The following is a 22052-nucleotide window of genomic DNA, read 5'->3' as shown; positions in this document are numbered from 1 at the left end:
GTCAGGAACTTCATCAAACCCATCATTAGTACCTTTCAGCTTAATATGGAAGTCCACATCCTGCATCTTGGCAGCATCTTCAGGTTTCTCTGGATAATGATCCGCTGGTCGATCGGAAATTGTTAATTTCTTCCAAATCCCTTCAAAGTCATGTGGACCCAATGGATCTGCTAGATCTCCTTTAATTTCCCACGTATAAGTTCCATCTTGATTGATGATGACAGTTAAAGCTCCACTGTCGGTTGTCATCGTAAAGTTACCGTAATCATCTGGAAGTTGACCATCGGCTTTAATAATGTAGACCATGTCTCCGTCATCAGGATCCTCAATCCCTTCTAGTATATTGCCGACGCCCCACTGGTCTTGAGTGCCCTGTCCTTGCTGCTCTGGCGTGTTCATGATATCTGTCAAATGAATCTCTACATTGGGTACTAGGTCAAATTGATCATTCGCCCCATGAATTGTAATCATCAGTCCCTTATCTGTACCAGAGGCAACCTCTGTCATACCATCAGATGCAGACCATTCAAAATTGACCATTACTTCAGCACCCGCAGGCAGGTGATTCGCAGCAGCTTCATCCAGATCATATTCATAGTAACCACTGAAATCTTCAGGATCCATGGGCATATCAATAGACATCGTCTTGACCGTAAGCGTGCCTAGTCCTTCAGAGTCCATAACAACAATATAGCCATTGGCCATCATGTCTAGATCTCCGGCACCGCCATCCATCACGCCGGAAACGCTCACAATGAACAGATTTTCTATTGCAGTATCTGGATCAGATGAATTTTCCAAAAGATTGCCATCAATAATGGGCGCATAATCACCCATGCCACTGCCTTCCATCGGCTCGGTAACCCACTTTACATCTGGTTTTTCAAGCTCAGGTGGTCTGTTTATCTCAAGAATTTTCTTAGAATCTTCTCTGCCTTCAGGGTCATCTATTGCACCAACTGAATTCACTCTAAATCCGAATTCAACGTTGCTAAAACTCGAAAGGTGCAGATCGTCATCTGCCATTACGGTAAACCAAACCTCTTGAACATCATCTTTGGCAATACCTTGGGTTCCAATAGCCACTCCAAAATCAAACGGGTCATTAGGAGATTCAGCATCCCCCATAAAATCACCATGTATGTTAGCACCATCTTCACCTTGACCAACAGAAAGTACGTTTTCCTCATCTGACACAAAAGAGGGATCATCTGTTATCAATGTGTTGCCATCTTCATCGACGTTTTTTGCTCCATTTGCTTGGGGGGGTAAGCCTTTTGCTACAAAACTACCTGAGACCACCTTAAGTCCATCTGGAAAAGTACTTGTCTCGCCATCATCTGCACCAGGAAAATCCAAAAAGACTCCGCGCAGATCTCCAGTCTGACCATCTGGAAAATCTATACTAAAATGGAACGTAACTGTTCCATCACCATTATCTTTTGCTACAATATTGACATTACAGTCATCACCGTGCGCAACAAATTGTGAAGTAGGCATATTGCCTTCGGCTACACCATGGTACGGGGACCAATTGGGTTCTGGATCGTCACCAGATCCGCCATCTGAACCTCCGCCATCATCTCCTGGCTTACCGCCACCGACTTTTTTGCTCGATTGCAGTAAAAGCTCCTCACTACTTGTATCAGTGCTCGTTGTCTCACTCCCGCTGTCAACAGTTGTTCCTTCCATATCAGTAAGTTCTGTATCACCTGTGATTTTCTTAGCCATGACTATCTCCTTTTATTAATCAAACAATAGTTAAACAAATAAGTAGTAAATACTACTATAACTAATATTAATTAAATCATTTAACAGTTAATTGTTTGTTAATTTGAGTAAAAATAAAATATTGATATTTCTTTTTGATTAAATATAATTGTCACGATGGACAAATTGCGATTCAGGATGACGGCCCGTGGAGGATAAGCAAATTCTTCCCTTATCCAAAACTCAGGTTAAGTTAGTGTCATTGGGGGGATAAACCAAATGGTTACGCCGCCTTTAGCACAGGTCTTTCACTTTGCAAATCCTTTTCAGCCACCACGGTAATTACACCATCCGACCAAACATTTACCGCTGTTTCTACCATATCCAAAAAAGCATATAGCGGTAAAATAAGTCCCATAATATTTAAAGGAACATCCAAGGCTGTGAGAAAAGCCGTTGCCAGAAAATAGCATCCCATGGGAACGCCTGCGTTGCCAATGGCAGCAAGAGTGGCTAAGAAAATCCAGGCCAGAAGTTCTGTGGCCGAAAATGTCATGCCATTGCTGGTGGCGACGAACAAAACCGTGATTAAAATAAATGCAGCGCAGGCATTCATGTTACAGGTCACACAAAGAGGCAAGCTAAAGTTTGACACGCGTTTTGAAACCCCTAAATTTTGTTGAGCGCAACGCAGTGTGGTCGGCAATGCGGCATTGGATGATTTCGAGAAAAAGGCCAGAGTCAGTGCCGGCATATAGCCTTTCATAACCCTTAGCGGCGAATACCCTTTGAGTTTCAACAGGAGCGGCAATACAATGGCTGCTTGAATCAAGTTCGCACTTAAAATCGTGATAAAATATGCCCCTAGAGCACCAAGTTCGAATCCCTCAACTTGATCTTTGACAAAGAGGGCAACAAAGGCAAATACTGCCAGTGGGATAAATTTGAGAATGTATTCTGTCATTTTGATGACAACATCGAACAAGCTGGAGAAAAGATTTTTAAGAAATATTCTCTGCTCGCCTTCGAGCGCCAAAGTGGCAAACCCCGTCAAAAAAGCAATCAGCATAATCGCAATGACGTTATTTTTGAGAAAGGCTTCTACAAAATTAGAGGGAAACAAACCCATTAAAAAACTTTGGTAGCTTGCTTGGGCAGGAATTGCCACACTCTCAGGCACATTTCCTACTCCTACGGGCAAAACGGGATGAATAAGTAAAAATAGTAGCAAACCAATAGCTGCTGCTATCAGTGTGGTGACAACAGTGTAGCTCATCACACGCGTTCCTAAAGTACGCACTTCCCTAAACCCTGAAATTCCACTCAAGGTCGAGCAGATGGAGAGAAAAATAAGCGGTGTACTCACCAGTTTTAAAAAATTGATGTATATGGTCGAAATATTTTCACAAACCGCATGGGTTGCCTCACCTCCCATTAGACCAGCAGCAATACCCATCCCAAGGGCTACAAAAATCAAAAAATGCGTCGAAGTTAAAAAATTCTTTGAAAGAGTCAATGTTCGATCCTGATTTATTTAAAAATACCCCTGTACGAGATTCTACTTATCAAATATAGTCACTCATAACATAAATGGCCAACTATTTGATCGTTTCTGCCGGATAAACTCCCCACAAATATTTAGGCTCTATCCACCCATCGATAGAATCCACCTGGACTCTGCACCACCCTTGTCGGCACTTGAGAATCTTGGTAATCACTCCAGGCTCGAGTTTTGCTACAGCAAAGGATTCCAATGCAGGTTTTCGATAAACGGTTTGCTCTCCATCAAGAACCACTGCTGTTCTAAGGCCGGATAAGAGACCTTGATGAATCCAGCCCATAACTTCTCCCTCTGGATCTTTGACTTTGCGCCATGTATCAAACTCAGCGATGATTTCAAGTGGTAAGTGTCGGCGCACTAAAACCCATTGTATGGGATACTGCCTTCCAGGTCCGACCCGGACATTTGCTTGATTCGCGCGCAGGGAGACAAAACGTGGCAGAGGCAACTTTGCTGATACAGGTGGTGCCAACATGCACGCTACTGCTACCATAAAACCAGCTACGGTGGTGGCAGGGATTTTGTTTTCAAAGTATTGCCCTTTCTGTACTTTGCTTTGGATTCGTTGCCTTTGTCGTTTCGTTAGCTCAAGGGCAAGTAAGGCAAATGCTGAAAGAACGATCAACCCTAGAGCAGGGGCCAATTTTGTCTCCCAGATTTCAACCATATAGGCAGCGATCATTGGGGTTGTGCCACCAAAGACCGCTTGACCTAGAGTGACACTAAAGGCAAGGGCTGAATACCGGCAATTGACAGGGAATAATCTTGATATATGAATGAAGGCACAACTCGTCGCCATACCTCCTGTGAGCACAAGAGGTATGATAAATAAAAACGCGTGAAAAAGTGTCGATTTTTCCATACTGATGCTATAAAAGGCTGGAAATGCCACAATCATAGCAAGGCTCAGGGCCAAAGTAATTTGTCTGTGAAAACCGATTTTATCAGACAGTTTTCCGAATAAAATCATTGCCAAACCATCGATAGCCATTGCAATAGCGTTTAAGGTCATACTTTCAGAATGGGTATATCCTAGATCCTTAAATATCTGGTTGCCAAAGATTGTGGCAAGGTAGATGGGAACAAGGGTAAAACCACTCAAAAGGATAGCACATACAAGGGAAAGTTTGTATTGATCTATAAGAGTGCGCCATGGAGAAGGGAGTGTGTTGGAAGTTTGTTGCTGATGTTTATTGAATGCTTTTGTTTCTTGAAAGTGTTTTGTGGCAAAAACAAAGGATAGGCTTGCAAGGCCTCCCAGGATAAAAGGTAATCTCCAGATTCCCGTAGGCAGGATATCTAAAGCTGCGATTGCTCCGATGAGGGCAGCAAAAACAGCGCCAAAGACTCCTGCTGCAACCAAAAGGCCGGCTCTTGCTCCCATGTTTATTTTATTTTCACTTTCTGCGATTAAAAGGGTGATGCCGGCAAACTCCCCTCCATTAAAAAATCCTTGTAATGTTCTGCAAACAATCAATATGCAGGGAGCTAGGATGCCAATCCCATGATAATCAGGGATAAGCCCAATCAAAATGGTTGGAATTCCAATCAAGGTCATGCTGTAGATAAGAGGAAGTCTTCGACCATATTTATCTCCCAGCATTCCAAACAGGATCGCTCCAATTGGGCGAGCAAAAAAGCCAGCTGCAAAGGCGCCAAAAGAGGCGATCTGTACATTTGTAGAGAAAAAAACTGGAGCTAGCATAACAGCAAAAAAGCCATAAAGTACATTGTTGAAACATTCAAGAAAATGTGCAACATAGATGAAATAATTTAAATTCTTACGCAGCATTTGTCATTAATTTATTTTCATGTATGACTACTTTTATTTTATTCATGTAATTCTTAAAAAACTTGTTGAAGATATCCATGTTTCTCCTTTTTGCTTCACTTGCATTACGTCTCATGCAAAAATATGTGTCAACTCGCGGACCTTCGATCTGCGGCAAAACTCGTTGCAACTTTGACTTATAAAATGTGTTTGATTCAATGGGGGCTGAGCATATTCCTATCCCTTCTTGCGCTGCTAAAAAAATCGATTTAGTAGAATTTACTGTAAGAGTTGGGGTTAACTTGGGAAGTCCGTATTTATTACCTTTCAGATGCCAGTTTACTTCATCAAAATAACTGAATTTATGCTCTCCGTAACCTATAATGCTATGGCGTATAAGATCTTCGGGTGTTTCTGGTGTGCCGGCTTTGTTCAAGTATTTTTTACTAGCAAATAGGGCATGATGGTAAGAGATAAACCACTTTTTATCGAATTTCTCTAGATCTCCTACAGGTCTAAGTAGAATATCAACAATTTTTGCCGTTTCTTTATTAAATTCATTGTTGGCGATGATATGTACTTTCAGTCTGGGGTGTTGGGCGTGAAATGCCTTGATACTTGGCATCAGCCAGCTGGCACAAACTGCCTCTGTCGTCGAGATAAAAACCTCACCGAGACCAATTGTTTGCTCTGGTCCTTTAATAGTGTGCACTCCCTCATCCAGCACACGGCATATCTTTTTTGCGTATGGAATGAAATCCCACCCATCGTCAGTTAACGTGGTATTTTGTTTTTTCCTGTTAACCAGAGTCAGTCCTGTGTCACGTTCAATTTCATCAATATGGGCCCACATACTTGAGCGTGGGATTCCAAGTATCTTGTATATGCTGAAATCACCGTTGTTCTCTCCAAGAGCGATGATTGTTTTTAGGGATCTAATACGCATAAAACCTCCTCTTACGTTAGCTTATTATTCAGCCTGCAACCGAGCATACTGATTTCACGAGAGTATATCTAGCGTATTTCGATATCATTTGTCACCAAATGATTAGAAAATTTTTAGATTAATTTATGTAAATAGGTAAGAAAGCCACAGGTTTGGGCATATACCGAAGTGAAATCAAAACCTCTGTCTCCTGATACGCTCGAAGTGCTCATTTACCCAAGTAAACTGCAAGCTGGCAGCTATCATTAAACTAGAGGTTTTGATTTCACGAGAGTATATTTGTCTCACTCAATGCTCAATGGGTTAAGAAAACATAAAGGGCTCCCTGACCGCCGTGCTTGAGGTGTGCAACAGAATATGACCGCACACGATCTCGGTTTATTCCGGATTCAAGCCAATGGGGGACGATGGTGCGTAGTACCCCTCGCTCTTCCCACCAGGATCGATCTTCAGGATCAACAGCACCCTTGCCAGTAACGATCAAAACGCAACGCTTGCGTGTGTAATGGGCAGTTTGTAAAAACGAGTTGATGCTTTGATGCGCTTGCTCTTGAGTCAATCCGTGTAAATCAAGAGTCGCTTCGACGCGAACTTCGCCCTTTTTCGGGCGGCGGCACTTTTGCAGCTGAAAAGCTGGAAGCTTTGATGGTTTGGTCGGTTGCGACTTTTGAGTTTTGATAGTCACGGTGGTGTATGCCCTAGGTATTGGTGCAACCCCTTTTACAAAGCGCTGCCATAGGTCCAAATCAGTTTCAGAAGGGGAGGGGTGTTTGTTATTTTTCACGGGGCAACACCACATCATAGCTTCCGATTGATTGCATCTGCCCGGCTATTTTGCCAGCAGCAGCTCCTTTCCCCCAATAAACATCACCTCGGACTGGGCCCTTGATTGCACTTCCTTTATCTTGGGCAAGCATGAGTTTTTGCCATCTCTGTTTCCTATGGTGAGGATTTTCGATATCAACCCACAACAGCGTTCCAAAGGGAATAAATGCAGGGTCAATAGCTAAGCTTCTTTCAGGGATTAATTGCATGCCAGAGGCTCCAATCTGATATCCTTCCTCAATCTCACGAAAAAAGATATATGACTGGTTGTGCCAGAGAATTTCATTGATCTGGTCAGGATGCTCTGCAAACCATTGGTAAATACTTTGCATAGTTACCGCCCCTTTGGGTATCTTACCTTGCTGAATGAGCACTTGGCCAATTGCCGTGTAGGGGAAGCCATTGGCAGCGTCGTAAGTGAGGACCATGGTTTTTCCATCTGCAAACTGAATGCGACCTGATCCTTGTACGCTCATGAAAAAGGCGTCAATGGGATTTTGCAACCAAGCAATTTCAAGACCTTGGCCGACAAGTGCGCCCAAGTCAATCTCTTTGCGAGTAAAATAGGGTTGTAAATCGCCCCCGATTTGTCTACCTGCAATTCGGGTTCCAGTAAACTCATCGCGAAAGATCCCAAGGTCCTCAATCAAAATCAGATTTTTTGGTCTACGATATATAGGAACAGAAAAAACGTCAGTTTGATGATAGGAAGCCTGGAACTCAGGTTCAAAGTAGCCGGTAAAGAGCCCTGGTGTGGGGTAATCCAAATTGATGCGATGGGGCTGAAAGTATGTTTCTAGATATGTGCGTATGGCATGAGTATCATTTGCATTGATGGTATTGGGATTCTCAATGGCATGATTTGACCATTGCATCGATTCAACGATACCAGGCCAAATATCCAGTAAAGGGTCCTGCTGCCAGCCAGTTAGGTCCTGCCATTCAATTGGTTGTAAATTGAGATTTTGCGCTGGAGCATTACGTGACATCTACCAGCCGCCAGTTTAGGTTTTTTGAGGACATGGTCCGGGAAAAAGTCCAGCATTCCTCGATAATTTCGATTTGGTCAGGGTCTCCTTCGACGAGGCGGTTTTTAACGTCTCGAGTTTCTAAAACTTGTTCTGCTTTAAACTCAACCGTAATTTTTGCTGTTTTGCCACTGAGGTGGATATCTCTGATATATGCAGAAAGGATGCGTAGCAATTCGTTCTTGCTAATCCATTGGCGTGAATGACGTGTGGCCAGCATGTCTTGGTAGACTTGTTGCATTTTTGGACTGCACAACGACTTTATGGTCTTTTGATCAGCGTCACGAAGAGCTGCAAAAAGCGATTCATATGCGATGTACGCCCCTTGCAAGAAGCTCTGCTCGCTAAACTGGGAATCGGCTTGCTGGAGTTTTCTAAGGTTGTCTGTGTATGTTTGTGTATTTCTATCAACTTGCTTTCGTGCAGTAGGAATATCCTGCATCATTTTATTCTGGGCGCGGTCAGCATTATCCTTTGCCAATGGTTTGTCAGTGGGGTGATTGTATTTTCCCAGTATACTGAAAAGCCTAAAGATTAAAAAACCAGCCAGTGCTGCCAGTAGTATCAGATCGAAATGTGTGTTCATGTGTTATAACTTTATTTATTTGCTCAACGAAAAAGTAAGGTTCTTCTCTTACTATTTAAGCACATCACGGGAAGAGTGCAACTATAAAGAGATATAGCCAACGCGCGGCATATCGTGTACCATTCCACCATGGTAGGATGATAACCATAATTTGAGGAGAGAAACAATGGCTAAGAAGACAACACCTAAGAACACCACATCTAAAAAAAATACTAAAACAACAACAAAGGCACAGGCAGACCAAACTGCAGGACAAATTCCTGTTTTGCCTGTAGCTGTTAATGCTCAGTTCATCAAGGATCTTTCTTTTGAAACTTCTGGACCTTTGCAGTCCATGGGTAAAGAAAGGACTGCGCCTTCGATTAATCTAAACATTGAAGTGAGTGCAAACAAATTGCAAGAGACTCAGTATGAAGTGTCCTTGCACATTATCGCCAATGCCAGTAAGTCAGAAACAGAAACAGAGAAGGTTTTTGTTATGGATCTAACTTATTCTGGTGTTTTCACATTGACAGGTATCGAAGATCAGAACATCCCACCAATTCTACTGATCGAATGCCCACGTTTGCTGTTCCCATTTGCACGCAATATTGTTGCTGATGTGACCCGCGATGGTGGTTTTCCGCCTCTTGCCCTGTCCCCAGTTGATTTTGCTGCGATTTATCGCCAACAAGTTCAGCAAATGCAGCAACAGGCGGCCCAAGGCTAATTTAATAGGGCTATACTGAAGTGAAATCAAAACCTCTTTCCTGATACGCTCGAAGTGCTCATTTACCCAAGTAAACTGCAAGCTGGCAGCTATCATTAAACTAGAGGTCTTCATTTCTCGCGGGGCTAATTAGTAAACTTGTTCCAAATTGGATTTTTTAATCCGCTTAAGAGCTGGCGATGCTTCGTCAGCTCTTCTTGCTTTGGTCGAAAGTTCCTAGAGGCTCTTAACGTCCGATTTTGCGGTGTTGGGGCTTGTTGCGCTGTGCTTTGGTTTGCTGCTGCGCCGAAGTCCATACTGGTCTGACGTCCTCCAGTAAGCTCAATGTAAACTTTGGCGAGGAGTTCAGCATCGATTAATGCTCCGTGTTTTTGTCTGCCCGTATTATCTACCTTAAAACGCTTACACAAGGCATCAAGGCTTGCAGGAGATCCCGGAAATTTCTTACGTGCCATTTTTAGAGTACAAATTGTCCGGTTAGCGGGAATCGTTGGGTGTCCCAATATTTGTAGTTCGTGATTAATAAATTTCATATCAAAAGGAACATTATGGATCACCAATGGTGTATCTTGAACGAAGCTCAAAAAATCACTGACGATATCCTCAAATGGCGGATGTTTCTCTAGAAAGTCTATCGAAAGTCCGTGGACATCATAAGCGCCTTGTGGCATGTCGCGTTTGGGATTGATGTACACATGAAAGGTTTTGCCAGTGGGAATACGATTGATTGTTTCCAAGCAACCGATCTCAACAATACGATGTCCGTCTTTGGGGCTAAGACCTGTTGTTTCTGTGTCCAGAACGACTTGTCGTGACATTGTTAGATTCCTTTCATGATTTTTTCAAGCTGCTCGAGCGTGTTAGATTTTGGGCCCGTTGTGTTTATCACATAGTCAGCAAGAGAAACTTTCTTTTCACTTGACCATTGCAAGGACAAGATTGCATCGATTTCAGAATGTGTCAAGTTTGGGCGCTTGTACAAGCGTTGTTGTTGAGCCTTTGCAGAGCAAGTGACAACTATGACATAGTCACAAAGCCTTTGGTAGCCTTTCTCATAGAGGAGGGGAATCTCCAGGACCACCAACGGTATTTGTCGTTCTCGATGTTTTGCCAGGAACTCCTGTTGCGAGGTTTTAACTTTAGGGTGTAAAATCCCTTCAAGAATTTTCATTTTTTTAAGGTCACCGAGTGCAATTTTTCGCAAGGCCTTTCTATTCACCTGTTGGCTTTCTATAGCTTCGGGAAAGTACTTTTCAAGTTGTTGGATAGTTGCTGCATCGGATTCGAGTAATTGGTGGACAGTCGCATCGGCGTCATGCACAGGAATACCTTTGTCCTTTAGCATTGTGGCAACAGCCGACTTGCCTGTGCCAATGGATCCGGTGAGTCCTATAACCTGCATGGTGTTCTATACTCTCGTGAAATCAAAACCTCTAGTTTGATGATAGCGAGAAACATGCAGTTTACAAGTGTCAATGAGCACTTCGAGCTATCAGAAAACCAACAATTCAGCTTTAGCATAGAGAGAAAAACTGTAAATTTACCTTCCCTTTACCACATCCATGCTGTAATGGAGGACACAATCAAAAGGCCTAAATTCATGAAACTTTCCAATCGAAATCAGAGAGATTATTTCCTAGTCGGGATGTTTTTGTTGGCACTTTCAAGCCTTTATATCATACCAGTTTTGAGTTCAAACTTGGTTCAACCGAATAAGATGGCTGTTGTCTTAGATATCAAAGGACCCATTGGTCCAGCCACCAGCGATTATATTCATCGTGGATTTGAAAAGGCACGCCTTGACCGTGCCGCCATGATTATCCTTAAGGTAGACACACCTGGGGGATTGGATGCCTCGATGCGATCTATTATTAAAGATATCTTAGATTCACCTATTCCTGTGGCATCTTATGTCTCACCATCTGGAGCCCGAGCAGCTAGTGCAGGCACCTATATTTTATATGCATCTCATATTGCTGCTATGGCGCCGGCAACGACTTTAGGTGCTGCAACGCCTGTTCAGATTGGAGGTGGAGGTCCTTTGCCCACCCCAAAGGAAGGCGGGGATGAAAAGCTCAAATCCCCAAAGCCAACCATGGCGGACAAAGCTGTCAGTGATGCTGTCGCCTTTATGGAAGGTTTAGCCGAACTGCATGGGCGCAACAAAAAATGGGCAAAGAAAGCAGTATTGGAGGCCGCCAGTTTACCGGCCAATCAAGCCCTTAAGGAAAATGTGATTGATTTCATCGCCAAGGACCTCTCTGAAGTCCTGAAAAAATCTCATGGGCGCCGGGTAAAAGTACTGGATCAATATCGCAAAATTGACTCAAAAGACCTCAGTCTTAAGCCAATTGAGCCAGACTGGCGCACACAATTATTGGCAGTCATTACCAATCCCTATGTGGCTTATATCCTGCTGCTGATTGGGTTTTATGGTTTGATCTTTGAATTTACGCATCCCGGAACTGTGGTGCCTGGGGTAGTGGGAGCCATTTGCCTCCTGCTAGCTCTTTTTGCATTTCACGTGTTGCCAGTCAATTATGCAGGTTTGGGTCTAATCATTTTAGGCATAGCCTTTATGGTGGCTGAGGCCTTTATTCCTTCATTTGGGATTTTAGGTATTGGAGGACTGATCGCCTTCATTGTGGGTGCTATTATGTTGTTGGATACAGATATTCCTGGTTTTGGTGTGTCCTGGCAAGTGATTGCAGCCCTTGGGGGCACGACGGGACTTATCTTTATTTCTGTGCTAACCTTAGTGGTACGATCACAAAAACGTCCTATTGTAAGCGGTATGCGCCGCATGATTGGCAGTGTTGGAAATGTGATCGAATGGAAGGGAACCGTAGGGCGCATCCACGTGATGGGAGAGCGTTGGGCGGCCGAGTCTGATCAAACGCTTGCGGCAGATATCAAACAAGTGCAGGTGGTTTCGATCAAAGGGCTTATACTCAAAGTTGAGCCTTTGAAGATAAAGATAAAGAAGGAGGAGAAAAAACAATGATTTTAGATATATATACCTACGCCGTCATAGCGTTTGTGATCTTGGGAATCTTGATTCATTCGGTCAATGTTCTGCGTGAGTATGAACGGGGCGTTATCTTTATGTTGGGTCGTTTTTGGAAAGTAAAAGGACCTGGACTGATCATCGTCATTCCGGTTTTGCAACAAATCGTTCGGGTTGATTTGCGCACTATGGTGCTAGATGTGCCTACCCAAGATGTGATTTCGCGCGATAACGTTTCGGTGAAAGTGAATGCAGTTGTTTATTACCGAGTGATGGATCCAGAAAAAGCTATCATTCAAGTTCAAGATTTCCAATATGCCACCAGTCAGCTTGCACAAACAACGCTGCGCTCTGTTTTAGGCCAGCATGAATTGGACGAAATGCTTGCAGAGCGCGATAAGCTTAACGATGACATTCAAAAGTTATTGGATGAACAAACCGATGCCTGGGGCATCAAGGTCTCGGTCGTTGAAATCAAGCATATCGATTTGGACGAAAGTATGATTCGCGCTATTGCCAAACAGGCTGAAGCCGAACGTGTCCGGCGTGCCAAAATCATTAACGCCCAGGGTGAGCTACAGGCGGCAGATCAATTGAAAGATGCTGCTAAGATTTTATCCACTGTTCCTCAGGCTATGCAATTGCGTTATCTCAGTGCCCTGCATGATATCGCTGGTGAAAAGAACTCAACCATTGTTTTCCCATTGCCCATTGAGTTGTTGAAGGGTTTTTTCTCTAGCCCAGATAAGGGAAAGTAGTGTGTGGTAACTACACGCCGTGGCTGTCATATACTGAAGCTGAATGAAACTGTTGGTTTTCTGACACACTCAAAATGCTCATTTACCCATGTAAACTGCGCGCTTTTTGTTATCATAAAACTCAACAGTTTCATTCAGCACGGGTATATATATGGCGGCCGTGGTAGGGGCAATCCTTTTTCACTTAAGTTTTGCTGCCGTTGACCTCAATTCCCTTTCTTCAGTTTTTTCCATAGTTCCATCTTGGCACGTTCAATCGACAAGTGTTCTTCCAAGGACAATCGCACATCTTCTTCTTGGTCTGCTTCCAAGTCATGCATTACTTCTTCAATATGTGCTTCGACTTCTTCCGGGTAGATGTCGGCTACATGGATACCCTCATCCGCCATCACCTGGCATCCCTTTTCGTTGATGTTAGCAAAGCCACCACCAATGAAAATCTTTTCTTCAATCGTATGCTCTTGATAAATATTGATAATTCCAGGGATTAGGGTTACAACCATTGGGGCATGGTTTGGAAGAATTCCCATCTCCCCTTTACTGGCTGGAATGGTCACCATAGAAACATCATCTGCGTACAGCATTTTTTCAGGAGAGACCAGTTGAAAGCGCAGCAAACTCATGGGATCTAAGCTGCCTGTTCTTTTGCGAGATCTTCAGCTCGCTTTTTGGCTTCTTCGAGTGTTCCCACCATGTAAAACGCCATTTCTGGCAGTTCATCTAGCTGTCCCTCTATAATGGCTTTAAAGCCAGCGATAGTATCGCGCAGTTCAACAAATACCCCAGGCTTTCCGGTAAAGACTTCTGCCACATGGAAAGGCTGTGATAAAAAGCGTTGAATCTTACGTGCACGAGCCACCGTCAGCTTATCCTCTTCGCTCAATTCATCAATTCCTAAAATTGCGATAATATCTTGCAGGGATTTATAGGTCTGTAAAACCCGCTGTACCTCACGAGCAACTTGATAGTGATCTGGGTCAACAATAGCTGGGTTTAAAATTCTTGAAGTTGAATCTAGTGGATCCACCGCCGGATAAATGCCTAATTCGGCAATCTGCCGGCTGAGTACTGTTGTGGCATCCAAGTGAGCAAACGAAGTTGCCGGGGCTGGATCTGTTAAATCATCAGCTGGGACGTAGATTGCCTGCACACTGGTAATAGATCCCTTGCTTGTGGTGGTGATCCGCTCTTGTAATGTTCCCATTTCGGTCGCTAGGGTTGGTTGATAACCAACAGCAGAAGGAATCCGGCCCAACAGGGCTGATACCTCCGATCCCGCTTGGGTAAACCGAAAGATATTATCGATAAACAACAATACGTCTTGGCCTTCTTGATCACGGAAATATTCTGCGGCAGTCAATCCCGTCAAGGCTACACGTGCACGCGCACCCGGAGGTTCATTCATCTGCCCGTATACTAAGGCTGCCTTTGATTCTTTGCCCTCAAGGTCAATGACACCTGATTCAATCATTTCCCGATATAGATCATTTCCTTCACGGGTTCTCTCTCCTACACCAGCAAACACAGAATACCCGCCGTGGGCTTTGGCAATATTGTTAATAAGCTCCATAATGATAACGGTTTTTCCGACACCAGCTCCTCCAAACAAGCCGATCTTTCCGCCCTTAGGGTAGGGAGCCAAAAGATCAACCACCTTAATCCCAGTCACCAAGATCTCTGTTTCTGTTGATTGATCGGTAAACGTAGGGGCCGATCGGTGAATCGGTGCTTTAGCTTTGGTTGTTATAGGACCCCGTTCATCTATTGATTCACCAATCACATTCATGATCCGACCCAGTGTCTCTGGGCCAACAGGAACCTGAATAGGGCTGCCTGTGTCCACCACTTCTTGGCCTCGGACCATTCCGTCAGTGGAGTCCATGGCAATGGCTCGCACTTCATTCTCGCCTAAGTGCTTTGCAACTTCAAGTACCAGTGTTTTGCCATTTAATTCTGTATGCAATGCATTCAAAATCAAGGGTAATTTTTTGGGAAACGCCACATCGACCACAGCACCGATGACTTGTGAAATTGTACCTATATTAGAACCTGCCATTCGTTTTCCTCTTCGTTACAGGGCTTCAGCCCCTGAAATAATTTCAATCAATTCTCGTGTCACCACTGCTTGGCGCGTACGGTTGTAGGTTAAATTCAATCCCTTAATCATATCTTGCGCATTGCGGGTTGCTGAGTCCATCGCCGCCATCCGTGCGCCATGTTCACTAGCCGCATTTTCAAGCAACGCTTGGAAAATCTGTACTGCAAAATTCTTCGGAAGTAAATCAGTCAACACTTGTTTTTCTGAAGGCTCATACTCATAAAGCGAGGCCAGAGCTAATATGTCCTCTTCTTCTTGCTCCTCAATAGGTTCTAAACTGGTAATGGGTGAATAGGGAATCAAACGGTGTGAAGTAATTTCTTGTGAAATAGCAGAAACGAAACGATTATAGAAAATTGTGCACACGTCAAATCCGCCGTGCTCAAAGCGCTCCAACAATGATTTTGCTACTCGCTTGGCGTGAATGAAAGAGGGCTTGTCAACGTTGGCAAAGCTTTGGAAAATCTGTTGGCCAAAGCCAGCGCTTTTCAATAAATCTCGTCCCTTGCGGCCAATGCAAACGATCTCAAAAAAAGCATTTTCTAGTTCTAATATTCGTAAATATTCAGCGCACCGCCGAGCGATATTGGCATTAAAACTGCCACACAAACCACGATCAGCAGTCACAAGTACCACAATATGCCGGTGCTCTTTGCCCGTTCCCACCAAAAGTTTGGGAGACTCTTCAAAGGTTCGCCCCTTTTCAACCAACTGGCCCAACATCTGGCCCATGAGGATCGAATAAGGCCTTGAGGCATGAACCTGTGCTTGAGATTTTCGCAACTTGGCAGCGGCAATCATCTTCATCGCCGCCGTAATTTTCTGGGTCGACTGCACGCTATTGCGCCGGTTACGAATTTCTTTCAAGCTAGACATAAGGCTAAAGGGCTCCTAATCTCATATGTTTAGGCATACAGACTAACAAACCGCTCTAACACCTGAGTCAGCTCCTTTTCAATTTCTGGAGTCAAATCTTTTTGTGTCCGGATACGAGTCAGCAAATCTGCATGGTCTCTTCGAACCGTTGCTAGCAGATCACTTTCAAACCGCCGAATATCAGTCAGATCAACTTTATCCAAATACCCTTTAACTCCTGCAAATATGCTGACGATCTGCTCTTCTGCTGGATAGGGAACGTATTGCGGTTGCTTCAGTAGTGTTGTTAGCCGCTCACCTCGTGCCAGCAATTGCTGGGTGGCCTTGTCCAGATCAGATGCAAACTGGGCAAATGCCGCCATCTCACGGTACTGCGCCAGCTCAAGTTTGATTGTCCCTGCAACCTTTTTCATAGCCTTTGATTGCGCAGCCGATCCCACACGACTCACTGACAGTCCCACAGAAATTGCAGGACGTATTCCCTTGTAGAACAAATCTGTTTCAAGAAAAATCTGTCCATCGGTAATGGAAATCACGTTGGTGGGAATATAGGCAGAGACATCTCCTGCTTGCGTTTCGATAATTGGCAGGGCAGTCAGTGATCCTCCTCCACTTTCCTTATTCAACTTGGATGCACGCTCAAGCAAACGTGAGTGCAAATAAAAAACATCACCCGGATACGCCTCACGACCGGGTGGGCGACGCAACAATAACGACATCTGCCGGTAGGCTGCTGCTTGCTTTGAAAGATCATCATAAATGATTAAAGCGTGCATGCCATTATCACGGAAATATTCACCCATGGTGCACCCTGTGTAGGGAGCTAAAAACTGCAACGGGGCTGGTTGAGCTGCCGTTGCTGAAACCACAATGGTGTAGTCCATGGCTCCGTGCTCTTCCAAGGTTTTGACAATTTGGGCAACGGTTGATTGTTTTTGGCCGATGGCAACGTAGACACAGTAAAGTTTTTCGCTTTCATCTTTGCCTTCATTAATTTTCTTTTGATTTAGAATTGCATCGATAGCAATAGCAGTCTTACCCGTTTGCCGGTCGCCAATAATCAATTCGCGCTGGCCGCGACCAACAGGCACTAACGCATCAATGGCTTTAATTCCAGTTTGCATTGGTTCACTGACTGATTCACGTGCAATGATACCAGGAGCCTTAAGTTCAACCCGAGACATGGCTTTGGTTTTAATCGGGCCTCGCTCATCAATAGGATTACCGAGTCCATCAACCACACGACCCAGTAACTCTTTACCAACGGGCACTTCAACAATGCGCTCTGTCCGTTTAACTAAGTCCCCTTCTTTGATGTTGCGATCTTCACCAAAGATCACGATACCAACATTGTCGACTTCAAGGTTAAGCGCCATACCCTTAGTGCCATCAGAAAATTCAACCATTTCGCCAGCTTGGACCTGGTTAAGACCATAAGCACGAGCGATTCCATCACCAACTTCCAAAACATGGCCAACCTCAGATAGCTTGGCCTTGGTGTCAAAATCGACAATGTGCTTTTTTAAAACTGAAGAAATTTCTGCTGCGCGCAGTTTCATTTATCTAACCTCTTGAAGTGAAAGTCTTAAGTTGTGTAATTGCGTTTTAAGGGAGGAGTCTGCTTCAAAACCACCCAGGCGTAAAACCATGCCCCCTAGAATTTCAGGATCAATTTCATTAATCACCGCCACCTGAAAACCAGTGCGAGCTTCCAGAACCTGCTTAAGTTTATTTTGCTGGTCTTGGTTCATCTCAACGGCGGTAATAGCTTGCGCGGTCATTTCCTTGCGCTGTAGCGCTAACAGTTGCGGATAACGGACAAAAACCCCTGCCAAATGCTCAAGGCGTCGCTTTTGCGCTAACAAGCCTAAAAATCCTTTTGTCACCTTGTGACAGGACAATTTATTGCAAAGCTCTGCTACAATTTTTTCCAAGGAATCAGTAGAAACCACTTTGGAATAGAGAAAATGCCGTAGGTCCGGAGAGCCCTCAATCAGCTCATGCAGGTGAATCAAATCCAGGTCGACCTCTTGTAGTGCATCTGCCTCCAGCGCTGTTTCAAACAGGGCTTTGGCGTATCGTCTAGCAATGGCAGTTTGTGCTCGCACGTGCGCGGGATCCGTCTATTGTGAATTTGCATAAATACTCCATAATTTATAGCACGGACGTGAGTTGTAGCGCAAGATCGCAGGAGCGATCAATTCCCCCAAAAACCACCCTTTAAATTATGCATACACCTTGCCCTGCATTGTAGATTGCATTGTGGTCTAAGCTGTGGAATAACTGAAGGAGAAGGTGATTGAATTTTTTTAAAGGGTTAAAGACATCATGGATCGACAAAAGGCATTAGACGCAGCGCTCAGCCAAATTGAAAAGGCTTTTGGTAAGGGTTCAATTATGAAGTTGGGCCAACAAGAAAACGTGGAGATAGAAACCATCCCTACAGGATCACTGGGTCTGGACATTGCCCTAGGTGTAGGAGGCGTTCCCAGAGGCCGTATTATTGAGGTCTATGGACCAGAAAGCTCAGGTAAAACCACCTTGGCACTGCATATTGTTGCCGAAGCCCAGAAGTTAGGTGGAGTGGCTGCCTTTGTTGATGCCGAACACGCTTTAGACTCTACCTACGCCACAAAGCTGGGTGTCAGCATTGATGATTTGCTTATTTCTCAGCCTGACACTGGAGAACAAGCACTTGAAATTACCGACACCCTTGTGCGTTCCGGCGGCGTTGATATCCTGGTGATCGACAGCGTTGCAGCCCTTGTCCCTAAAGCTGAAATTGAAGGTGAAATGGGTGATTCACACATGGGGCTTCAAGCTCGCTTGATGAGTCAAGCATTGCGTAAGCTTGCTGGATCTATCTCAAAAACCCAATGCACAGTGATTTTTATCAACCAAATTCGCCAGAAAATTGGTGTGATGTTTGGGAATCCTGAAACAACAACGGGCGGGAATGCACTCAAATTTTACTCATCGGTTCGCTTGGACATCCGGCGCATTGGAGCTATTAAAGATCGCGATGCAGTGACTGGCAACCAGACTCGAATTAAAGTCGTCAAAAACAAAGTTGCCCCTCCTTTCAAAGTGGTAGAATTTGATATCATGTACGGCAAAGGCATTTCAAAACTCGGTGAGTTGATTGATTTGGGTGTGGCCTGCGAAGCTGTCGAAAAATCAGGTTCATGGTACGCGTTCAACGGCCAACGCATCGGTCAGGGTAAGGAAAGTGTTCGCACATTTCTGGCAGAAAACCCTGAGATTGCCGCCACCATTGAAGAAACAATTCGGCAAAAATCAGGATTGGTTGAAAGTAAAAAACCAGCAAAAACAAAGAAGGAGGAACATCCTCCAGCTGAGGTGGCCTAAAGTGTAAGAGCTAAAGTATAAGAGCCAATGCAGACAACTTCCGATATCCGTTCCCTCTTTCTGGATTATTTTGCCCGCTACGATCACACGGTTGTGGCGTCGGCGCCTTTGGTGCCCTACCAGGATCCAACTCTGTTGTTTGTCAATGCTGGAATGGTGCCGTTTAAAAATGTCTTTACTGGCAAAGAGAAGCGGGAATATACCCGGGCTGCATCAAGTCAAAAATGTGTTCGTGCCGGTGGCAAACACAATGATTTAGAAAATGTTGGGCGTACAGCAAGACACCACACATTTTTTGAAATGCTGGGTAATTTTTCCTTTGGCGACTATTTCAAAGAGCAAGCTATCAAATTGGCTTGGGATCTGTTTGATAAGGAACTCGGAATTGCCAAAGATCGTTTGCTGGTATCAGTATACGCTGAAGATGAAGAAGCAGCCCGTTTTTGGAAAAAGATTGCCGGTTTTTCCGATGATCGCATCATCCGCATTGCCACCAGTGATAACTTTTGGTCGATGGGTGATACTGGCCCTTGTGGTCCTTGTACAGAAATTTTCTACGATCACGGCGAAGACATTCCCGGCGGTCCCCCCGGAAGTCCAGATGAAGACGGTGACCGTTTTGTTGAGATCTGGAACCTGGTTTTTATGCAATACGAACAGCTTGCTGGGGTGGATGATACTCCAGGAAGGCGTGTGAATTTGCCAAAGCCTTCAATTGATACTGGGATGAGCCTTGAGCGTCTAGCAACTGTCCTGCAAGGTGTGCATGACAACTACGACATAGATCTATTTCAGGCACTGATTCACGCCAGCGTCGAATGCAGTGGGCAAACTGCCAAGGGGCAACATGCTGTGTCGCATCGGGTTATTGCAGACCATTTACGTGCTGCAAGTTTCCTCATTGCTGACGGCGTTATGCCCTCGAATGAGGGACGAGGTTATGTGCTGCGCCGTATTATGCGTCGGGCCATGCGTCATGCCTATTTGTTAGGGACTAAGCAGCCTTTGATGTGGCAACTGGTTCCCGTGTTGATTAGCAAAATGGGAACGGCTTATCCAGGGCTAACTCGCGCTGAAGCCCTCATCAAAGAGCTATTACAACTTGAGGAGGAAAAATTCCGGCAAACCCTGGGGCGAGGCCTTAAGCTTTTGCAGGAAGCCACCGAAAAACTCTCGTCAGATGCCGAACTTCCCGGGTCAGTTGCTTTCAAATTATATGATACCTATGGTTTTCCGCTAGATTTGACTCAGGATGTTCTCAAAAATCAGGGACGCCAAGTTGACCTGGAAGGTTTTGACAAATCCATGACCCGTCAACGCGAAGAAGCTCGGGCTGCTTGGTCTGGTTCTGGTGCACAAGAACAAGAAAAAATTTGGTTTGACCTGCATGAGCGTTTAGGTTCGACAGAATTTCTTGGCTATGACTGTGTTTCAGCAGAGGGTAATGTGATTGCCCTCATCAAAGAAGGTGAGGAAGTTAAAAGCGCCCAGGTTGGAGATCGCCTAATACTGCTGGCCAATCAAACCCCTTTCTACGCCGAATCTGGCGGGCAGATGGGTGACACCGGGGTATTCGAAACCGAGCAAGGTGCTGTGGTTGAAATTGAAGATTGTGTGCAAAAATTTGGACGCCTGCACGCGCATATTGCCAAGGTCACCAACGGCAGTATCGCTATAGACGATGTCGTCACCATGCACGTTGACATCAACCGCAGAGATCGGCTGCGAGCCAATCACTCGGCCACGCACTTACTGCATGCAGCTTTAAGGAAACAACTCGGTGAACAGGTGATCCAAAAAGGATCGCTCGTGGCACCGGATCGCTTGCGCTTTGATTTTAGCTTCCAACGCCCGCTTACAACGGATGAAAAAAGAAGCATTGAAGATGAAGTCAACAAGCGAGTTCGAGATAATACAGGCGTGGACACACGTTTGATGTCGCCTGACCAAGCACAAGAAATGGGAGCCATGGCCCTGTTTGGTGAAAAGTATGACACCCAGGTTCGAGTGGTTTCCATGGGGCAAGACACAGGCGAGCAAACCTATTCAATGGAGCTGTGTGGCGGCACGCATGTGCGCCGTACCGGCGATATCGGCACATTCAAAATCATCAATGAAACCAGCATTGCGTCAGGAATCAGGCGCATTGAAGCTTTGACAGGCCAGGCAGCAATTGATTACATAAATGATCGCGAAGAATTGCTACAGCAAACAGCAGCTGAGCTCAAAGTGGCGCCGCGGCAATTACTGGAGCGAGTTGAGACTCTGATACAAGAGCGCAAAGCATTTGAGCAACAGATCAGAAGCCTCAAGCAAACTCTGGCAACTGGCGGCGATAGCAAATCGGATACAATACAAGACATTGATGGCGTCAAATTTTTGCATCGTCATGTTAAGGATATGGCCAGCAAAGACCTGCGCTCCAGTGTTGACCAAATCAAGAAAGATTTAGGTTCTGGTATTGTGATGATCACAACCGAAAATGATGGAAAAGTAGGAATTGTTGCAGGTGTCACATCAGACCTTGTGGATCGCTTTGATGCTGTGGTTTTGGTGCGAATAGCTTCTAAAGTGCTGGGCGGTAAAGGTGGTGGCGGACGCGCTGACTTTGCCCAGGCCGGTGGCATGGATGCCAGTAAGATTGAAGCGGCTGTTGCGGCAGTGATTGCAGCTTTGCGCAAATAAGCCTGGGACAATTGTTTAAGTGCAAAAAAATAATTGGATCCTGTCCCAGATCAAGTCCGGGATGGCGATCCGTAGGTAGCCCATTTTCACTGAGCAACTTTGACAAATAGGGGGTTGCTTTTG

At 44.9% G+C, this 22052-nt stretch carries 19 protein-coding genes; 5 read left to right on the top strand and 14 right to left on the bottom strand.

What is annotated here, in order from left to right:
- From ABFQ95_00220 to ABFQ95_00190, 7 genes are all read right to left on the bottom strand, one after another.
- Positions 1–1731, bottom strand: a 1731-nt coding sequence (locus ABFQ95_00220; protein ID MEN8235966.1) for a VCBS domain-containing protein, incomplete at its 3' end; no start/stop codon positions are given.
- A gap of 262 nt (positions 1732–1993) precedes the next feature.
- A complete protein-coding gene (locus ABFQ95_00215; GenBank protein MEN8235965.1) occupies positions 1994–3226 on the bottom strand; it encodes a dicarboxylate/amino acid:cation symporter in 1233 nt (410 codons plus the stop codon).
- Between the two features lie 82 nt (positions 3227–3308).
- The gene (locus ABFQ95_00210) at positions 3309–5063 is read right to left on the bottom strand and encodes an MFS transporter (GenBank protein MEN8235964.1); all 1755 of its coding nucleotides are present in this window, start codon (positions 5061–5063) and stop codon (positions 3309–3311) included.
- Entirely contained in the window at positions 5053–5988 is a 936-nt protein-coding gene (locus ABFQ95_00205) for a LysR family transcriptional regulator (GenBank protein ID MEN8235963.1), read from the bottom strand. Before ABFQ95_00205 ends, ABFQ95_00210 begins: the two co-directional genes overlap by 11 nt.
- Before the next feature lie 295 nt (positions 5989–6283).
- A complete protein-coding gene (locus ABFQ95_00200) occupies positions 6284–6772 on the bottom strand; it encodes a Smr/MutS family protein (GenBank protein ID MEN8235962.1) in 489 nt (162 codons plus the stop codon).
- The gene (locus ABFQ95_00195) at positions 6762–7802 is read right to left on the bottom strand and encodes an MltA domain-containing protein (GenBank protein MEN8235961.1); all 1041 of its coding nucleotides are present in this window, start codon (positions 7800–7802) and stop codon (positions 6762–6764) included. The genes ABFQ95_00200 and ABFQ95_00195 overlap by 11 nt, the downstream gene beginning before the upstream one ends.
- Entirely contained in the window at positions 7792–8427 is a 636-nt protein-coding gene (locus ABFQ95_00190; protein ID MEN8235960.1) for a Tim44/TimA family putative adaptor protein, read from the bottom strand. Before ABFQ95_00190 ends, ABFQ95_00195 begins: the two co-directional genes overlap by 11 nt.
- A 166-nt stretch (positions 8428–8593) precedes the next feature.
- Here ABFQ95_00190 and secB point away from each other — a divergent pair, with 166 nt between their 5' ends.
- Positions 8594–9136 carry a protein-export chaperone SecB gene (secB, locus tag ABFQ95_00185; GenBank protein ID MEN8235959.1) on the top strand — a complete coding sequence of 181 codons (543 nt, stop codon included), beginning with the start codon at positions 8594–8596 and terminating at the stop codon, positions 9134–9136.
- 125 nt (positions 9137–9261) lie between these two features.
- On the opposite strand, the gene dnaQ is transcribed toward secB, so the two are convergent.
- Together dnaQ and coaE are read right to left on the bottom strand one after the other, a co-directional pair.
- Positions 9262–9954 carry a DNA polymerase III subunit epsilon gene (gene dnaQ / locus ABFQ95_00180; GenBank protein MEN8235958.1) on the bottom strand — a complete coding sequence of 231 codons (693 nt, stop codon included), beginning with the start codon at positions 9952–9954 and terminating at the stop codon, positions 9262–9264.
- Positions 9955–9956: 2 nt separating this feature from the next.
- Entirely contained in the window at positions 9957–10538 is a 582-nt protein-coding gene (gene coaE, locus ABFQ95_00175; GenBank protein MEN8235957.1) for a dephospho-CoA kinase, read from the bottom strand.
- A gap of 54 nt (positions 10539–10592) precedes the next feature.
- Between coaE and ABFQ95_00170 the strand changes: the two genes are divergently transcribed.
- Both ABFQ95_00170 and ABFQ95_00165 read left to right on the top strand, forming a co-directional pair.
- A complete protein-coding gene (locus ABFQ95_00170; protein MEN8235956.1) occupies positions 10593–12140 on the top strand; it encodes a nodulation protein NfeD in 1548 nt (515 codons plus the stop codon).
- Positions 12137–12901: a slipin family protein gene (locus ABFQ95_00165; protein MEN8235955.1), complete on the top strand. Its 765-nt coding sequence runs from the start codon at positions 12137–12139 to the stop codon at positions 12899–12901. Before ABFQ95_00170 ends, ABFQ95_00165 begins: the two co-directional genes overlap by 4 nt.
- A gap of 206 nt (positions 12902–13107) precedes the next feature.
- On the opposite strand, the gene atpC is transcribed toward ABFQ95_00165, so the two are convergent.
- The 5 genes from atpC to atpH are packed head-to-tail and all read right to left on the bottom strand — an operon-like array spanning position 13108 to position 17983.
- The gene (gene atpC, locus ABFQ95_00160; GenBank protein ID MEN8235954.1) at positions 13108–13524 is read right to left on the bottom strand and encodes an ATP synthase F1 subunit epsilon; all 417 of its coding nucleotides are present in this window, start codon (positions 13522–13524) and stop codon (positions 13108–13110) included.
- A 5-nt stretch (positions 13525–13529) separates the two neighbouring features.
- Positions 13530–14957 carry a F0F1 ATP synthase subunit beta gene (gene atpD, locus ABFQ95_00155; protein MEN8235953.1) on the bottom strand — a complete coding sequence of 476 codons (1428 nt, stop codon included), beginning with the start codon at positions 14955–14957 and terminating at the stop codon, positions 13530–13532.
- Between the two features lie 15 nt (positions 14958–14972).
- The gene (locus ABFQ95_00150) at positions 14973–15875 is read right to left on the bottom strand and encodes a F0F1 ATP synthase subunit gamma (protein ID MEN8235952.1); all 903 of its coding nucleotides are present in this window, start codon (positions 15873–15875) and stop codon (positions 14973–14975) included.
- A 29-nt stretch (positions 15876–15904) separates the two neighbouring features.
- On the bottom strand, positions 15905–17434 hold the full coding sequence (gene atpA, locus ABFQ95_00145; protein MEN8235951.1) for a F0F1 ATP synthase subunit alpha: 1530 nt from the start codon (positions 17432–17434) through the stop codon (positions 15905–15907).
- Entirely contained in the window at positions 17435–17983 is a 549-nt protein-coding gene (gene atpH, locus ABFQ95_00140; protein MEN8235950.1) for an ATP synthase F1 subunit delta, read from the bottom strand.
- Between the two features lie 220 nt (positions 17984–18203).
- Here atpH and recA point away from each other — a divergent pair, with 220 nt between their 5' ends.
- Both recA and alaS read left to right on the top strand, forming a co-directional pair.
- A complete protein-coding gene (gene recA / locus ABFQ95_00135; protein MEN8235949.1) occupies positions 18204–19244 on the top strand; it encodes a recombinase RecA in 1041 nt (346 codons plus the stop codon).
- A 27-nt stretch (positions 19245–19271) separates the two neighbouring features.
- Positions 19272–21929, top strand: a complete 2658-nt coding sequence (gene alaS, locus ABFQ95_00130) for an alanine--tRNA ligase (protein MEN8235948.1) — start codon at positions 19272–19274, stop codon at positions 21927–21929.
- Positions 21930–22052 lie beyond the last annotated feature (123 nt).

Source organism: Pseudomonadota bacterium (assembly GCA_039714795.1).
In the GTDB taxonomy this organism is placed as follows: Bacteria; Pseudomonadota; Alphaproteobacteria; order JAGOMX01; family JAGOMX01; genus JBDLIP01.
Note: the sequence above shows the minus strand (reverse complement) of the source record. Positions and strands in the feature narration are given on the sequence as shown.

Bases quoted from the DNA above. Each gene is read 5' to 3' on its own strand.
- ABFQ95_00210 (MEN8235964.1), bottom strand. From the start codon at position 5,063: ATGCTGCGTAAGAATTTAAATTATTTCATCTATGTTGCACATTTTCTT.
- ABFQ95_00205 (MEN8235963.1), bottom strand. From the start codon at position 5,988: ATGCGTATTAGATCCCTAAAAACAATCATCGCTCTTGGAGAGAACAAC.
- ABFQ95_00195 (MEN8235961.1), bottom strand. From the start codon at position 7,802: ATGTCACGTAATGCTCCAGCGCAAAATCTCAATTTACAACCAATTGAA.
- ABFQ95_00190 (MEN8235960.1), bottom strand. From the start codon at position 8,427: ATGAACACACATTTCGATCTGATACTACTGGCAGCACTGGCTGGTTTT.
- secB (MEN8235959.1), top strand. From the start codon at position 8,594: ATGGCTAAGAAGACAACACCTAAGAACACCACATCTAAAAAAAATACT.
- dnaQ (MEN8235958.1), bottom strand. From the start codon at position 9,954: ATGTCACGACAAGTCGTTCTGGACACAGAAACAACAGGTCTTAGCCCC.
- coaE (MEN8235957.1), bottom strand. From the start codon at position 10,538: ATGCAGGTTATAGGACTCACCGGATCCATTGGCACAGGCAAGTCGGCT.
- ABFQ95_00170 (MEN8235956.1), top strand. From the start codon at position 10,593: ATGCAGTTTACAAGTGTCAATGAGCACTTCGAGCTATCAGAAAACCAA.
- ABFQ95_00165 (MEN8235955.1), top strand. From the start codon at position 12,137: ATGATTTTAGATATATATACCTACGCCGTCATAGCGTTTGTGATCTTG.
- atpC (MEN8235954.1), bottom strand. From the start codon at position 13,524: ATGAGTTTGCTGCGCTTTCAACTGGTCTCTCCTGAAAAAATGCTGTAC.
- atpD (MEN8235953.1), bottom strand. From the start codon at position 14,957: ATGGCAGGTTCTAATATAGGTACAATTTCACAAGTCATCGGTGCTGTG.
- ABFQ95_00150 (MEN8235952.1), bottom strand. From the start codon at position 15,875: ATGTCTAGCTTGAAAGAAATTCGTAACCGGCGCAATAGCGTGCAGTCG.
- atpA (MEN8235951.1), bottom strand. From the start codon at position 17,434: ATGAAACTGCGCGCAGCAGAAATTTCTTCAGTTTTAAAAAAGCACATT.
- recA (MEN8235949.1), top strand. From the start codon at position 18,204: ATGGATCGACAAAAGGCATTAGACGCAGCGCTCAGCCAAATTGAAAAG.
- alaS (MEN8235948.1), top strand. From the start codon at position 19,272: ATGCAGACAACTTCCGATATCCGTTCCCTCTTTCTGGATTATTTTGCC.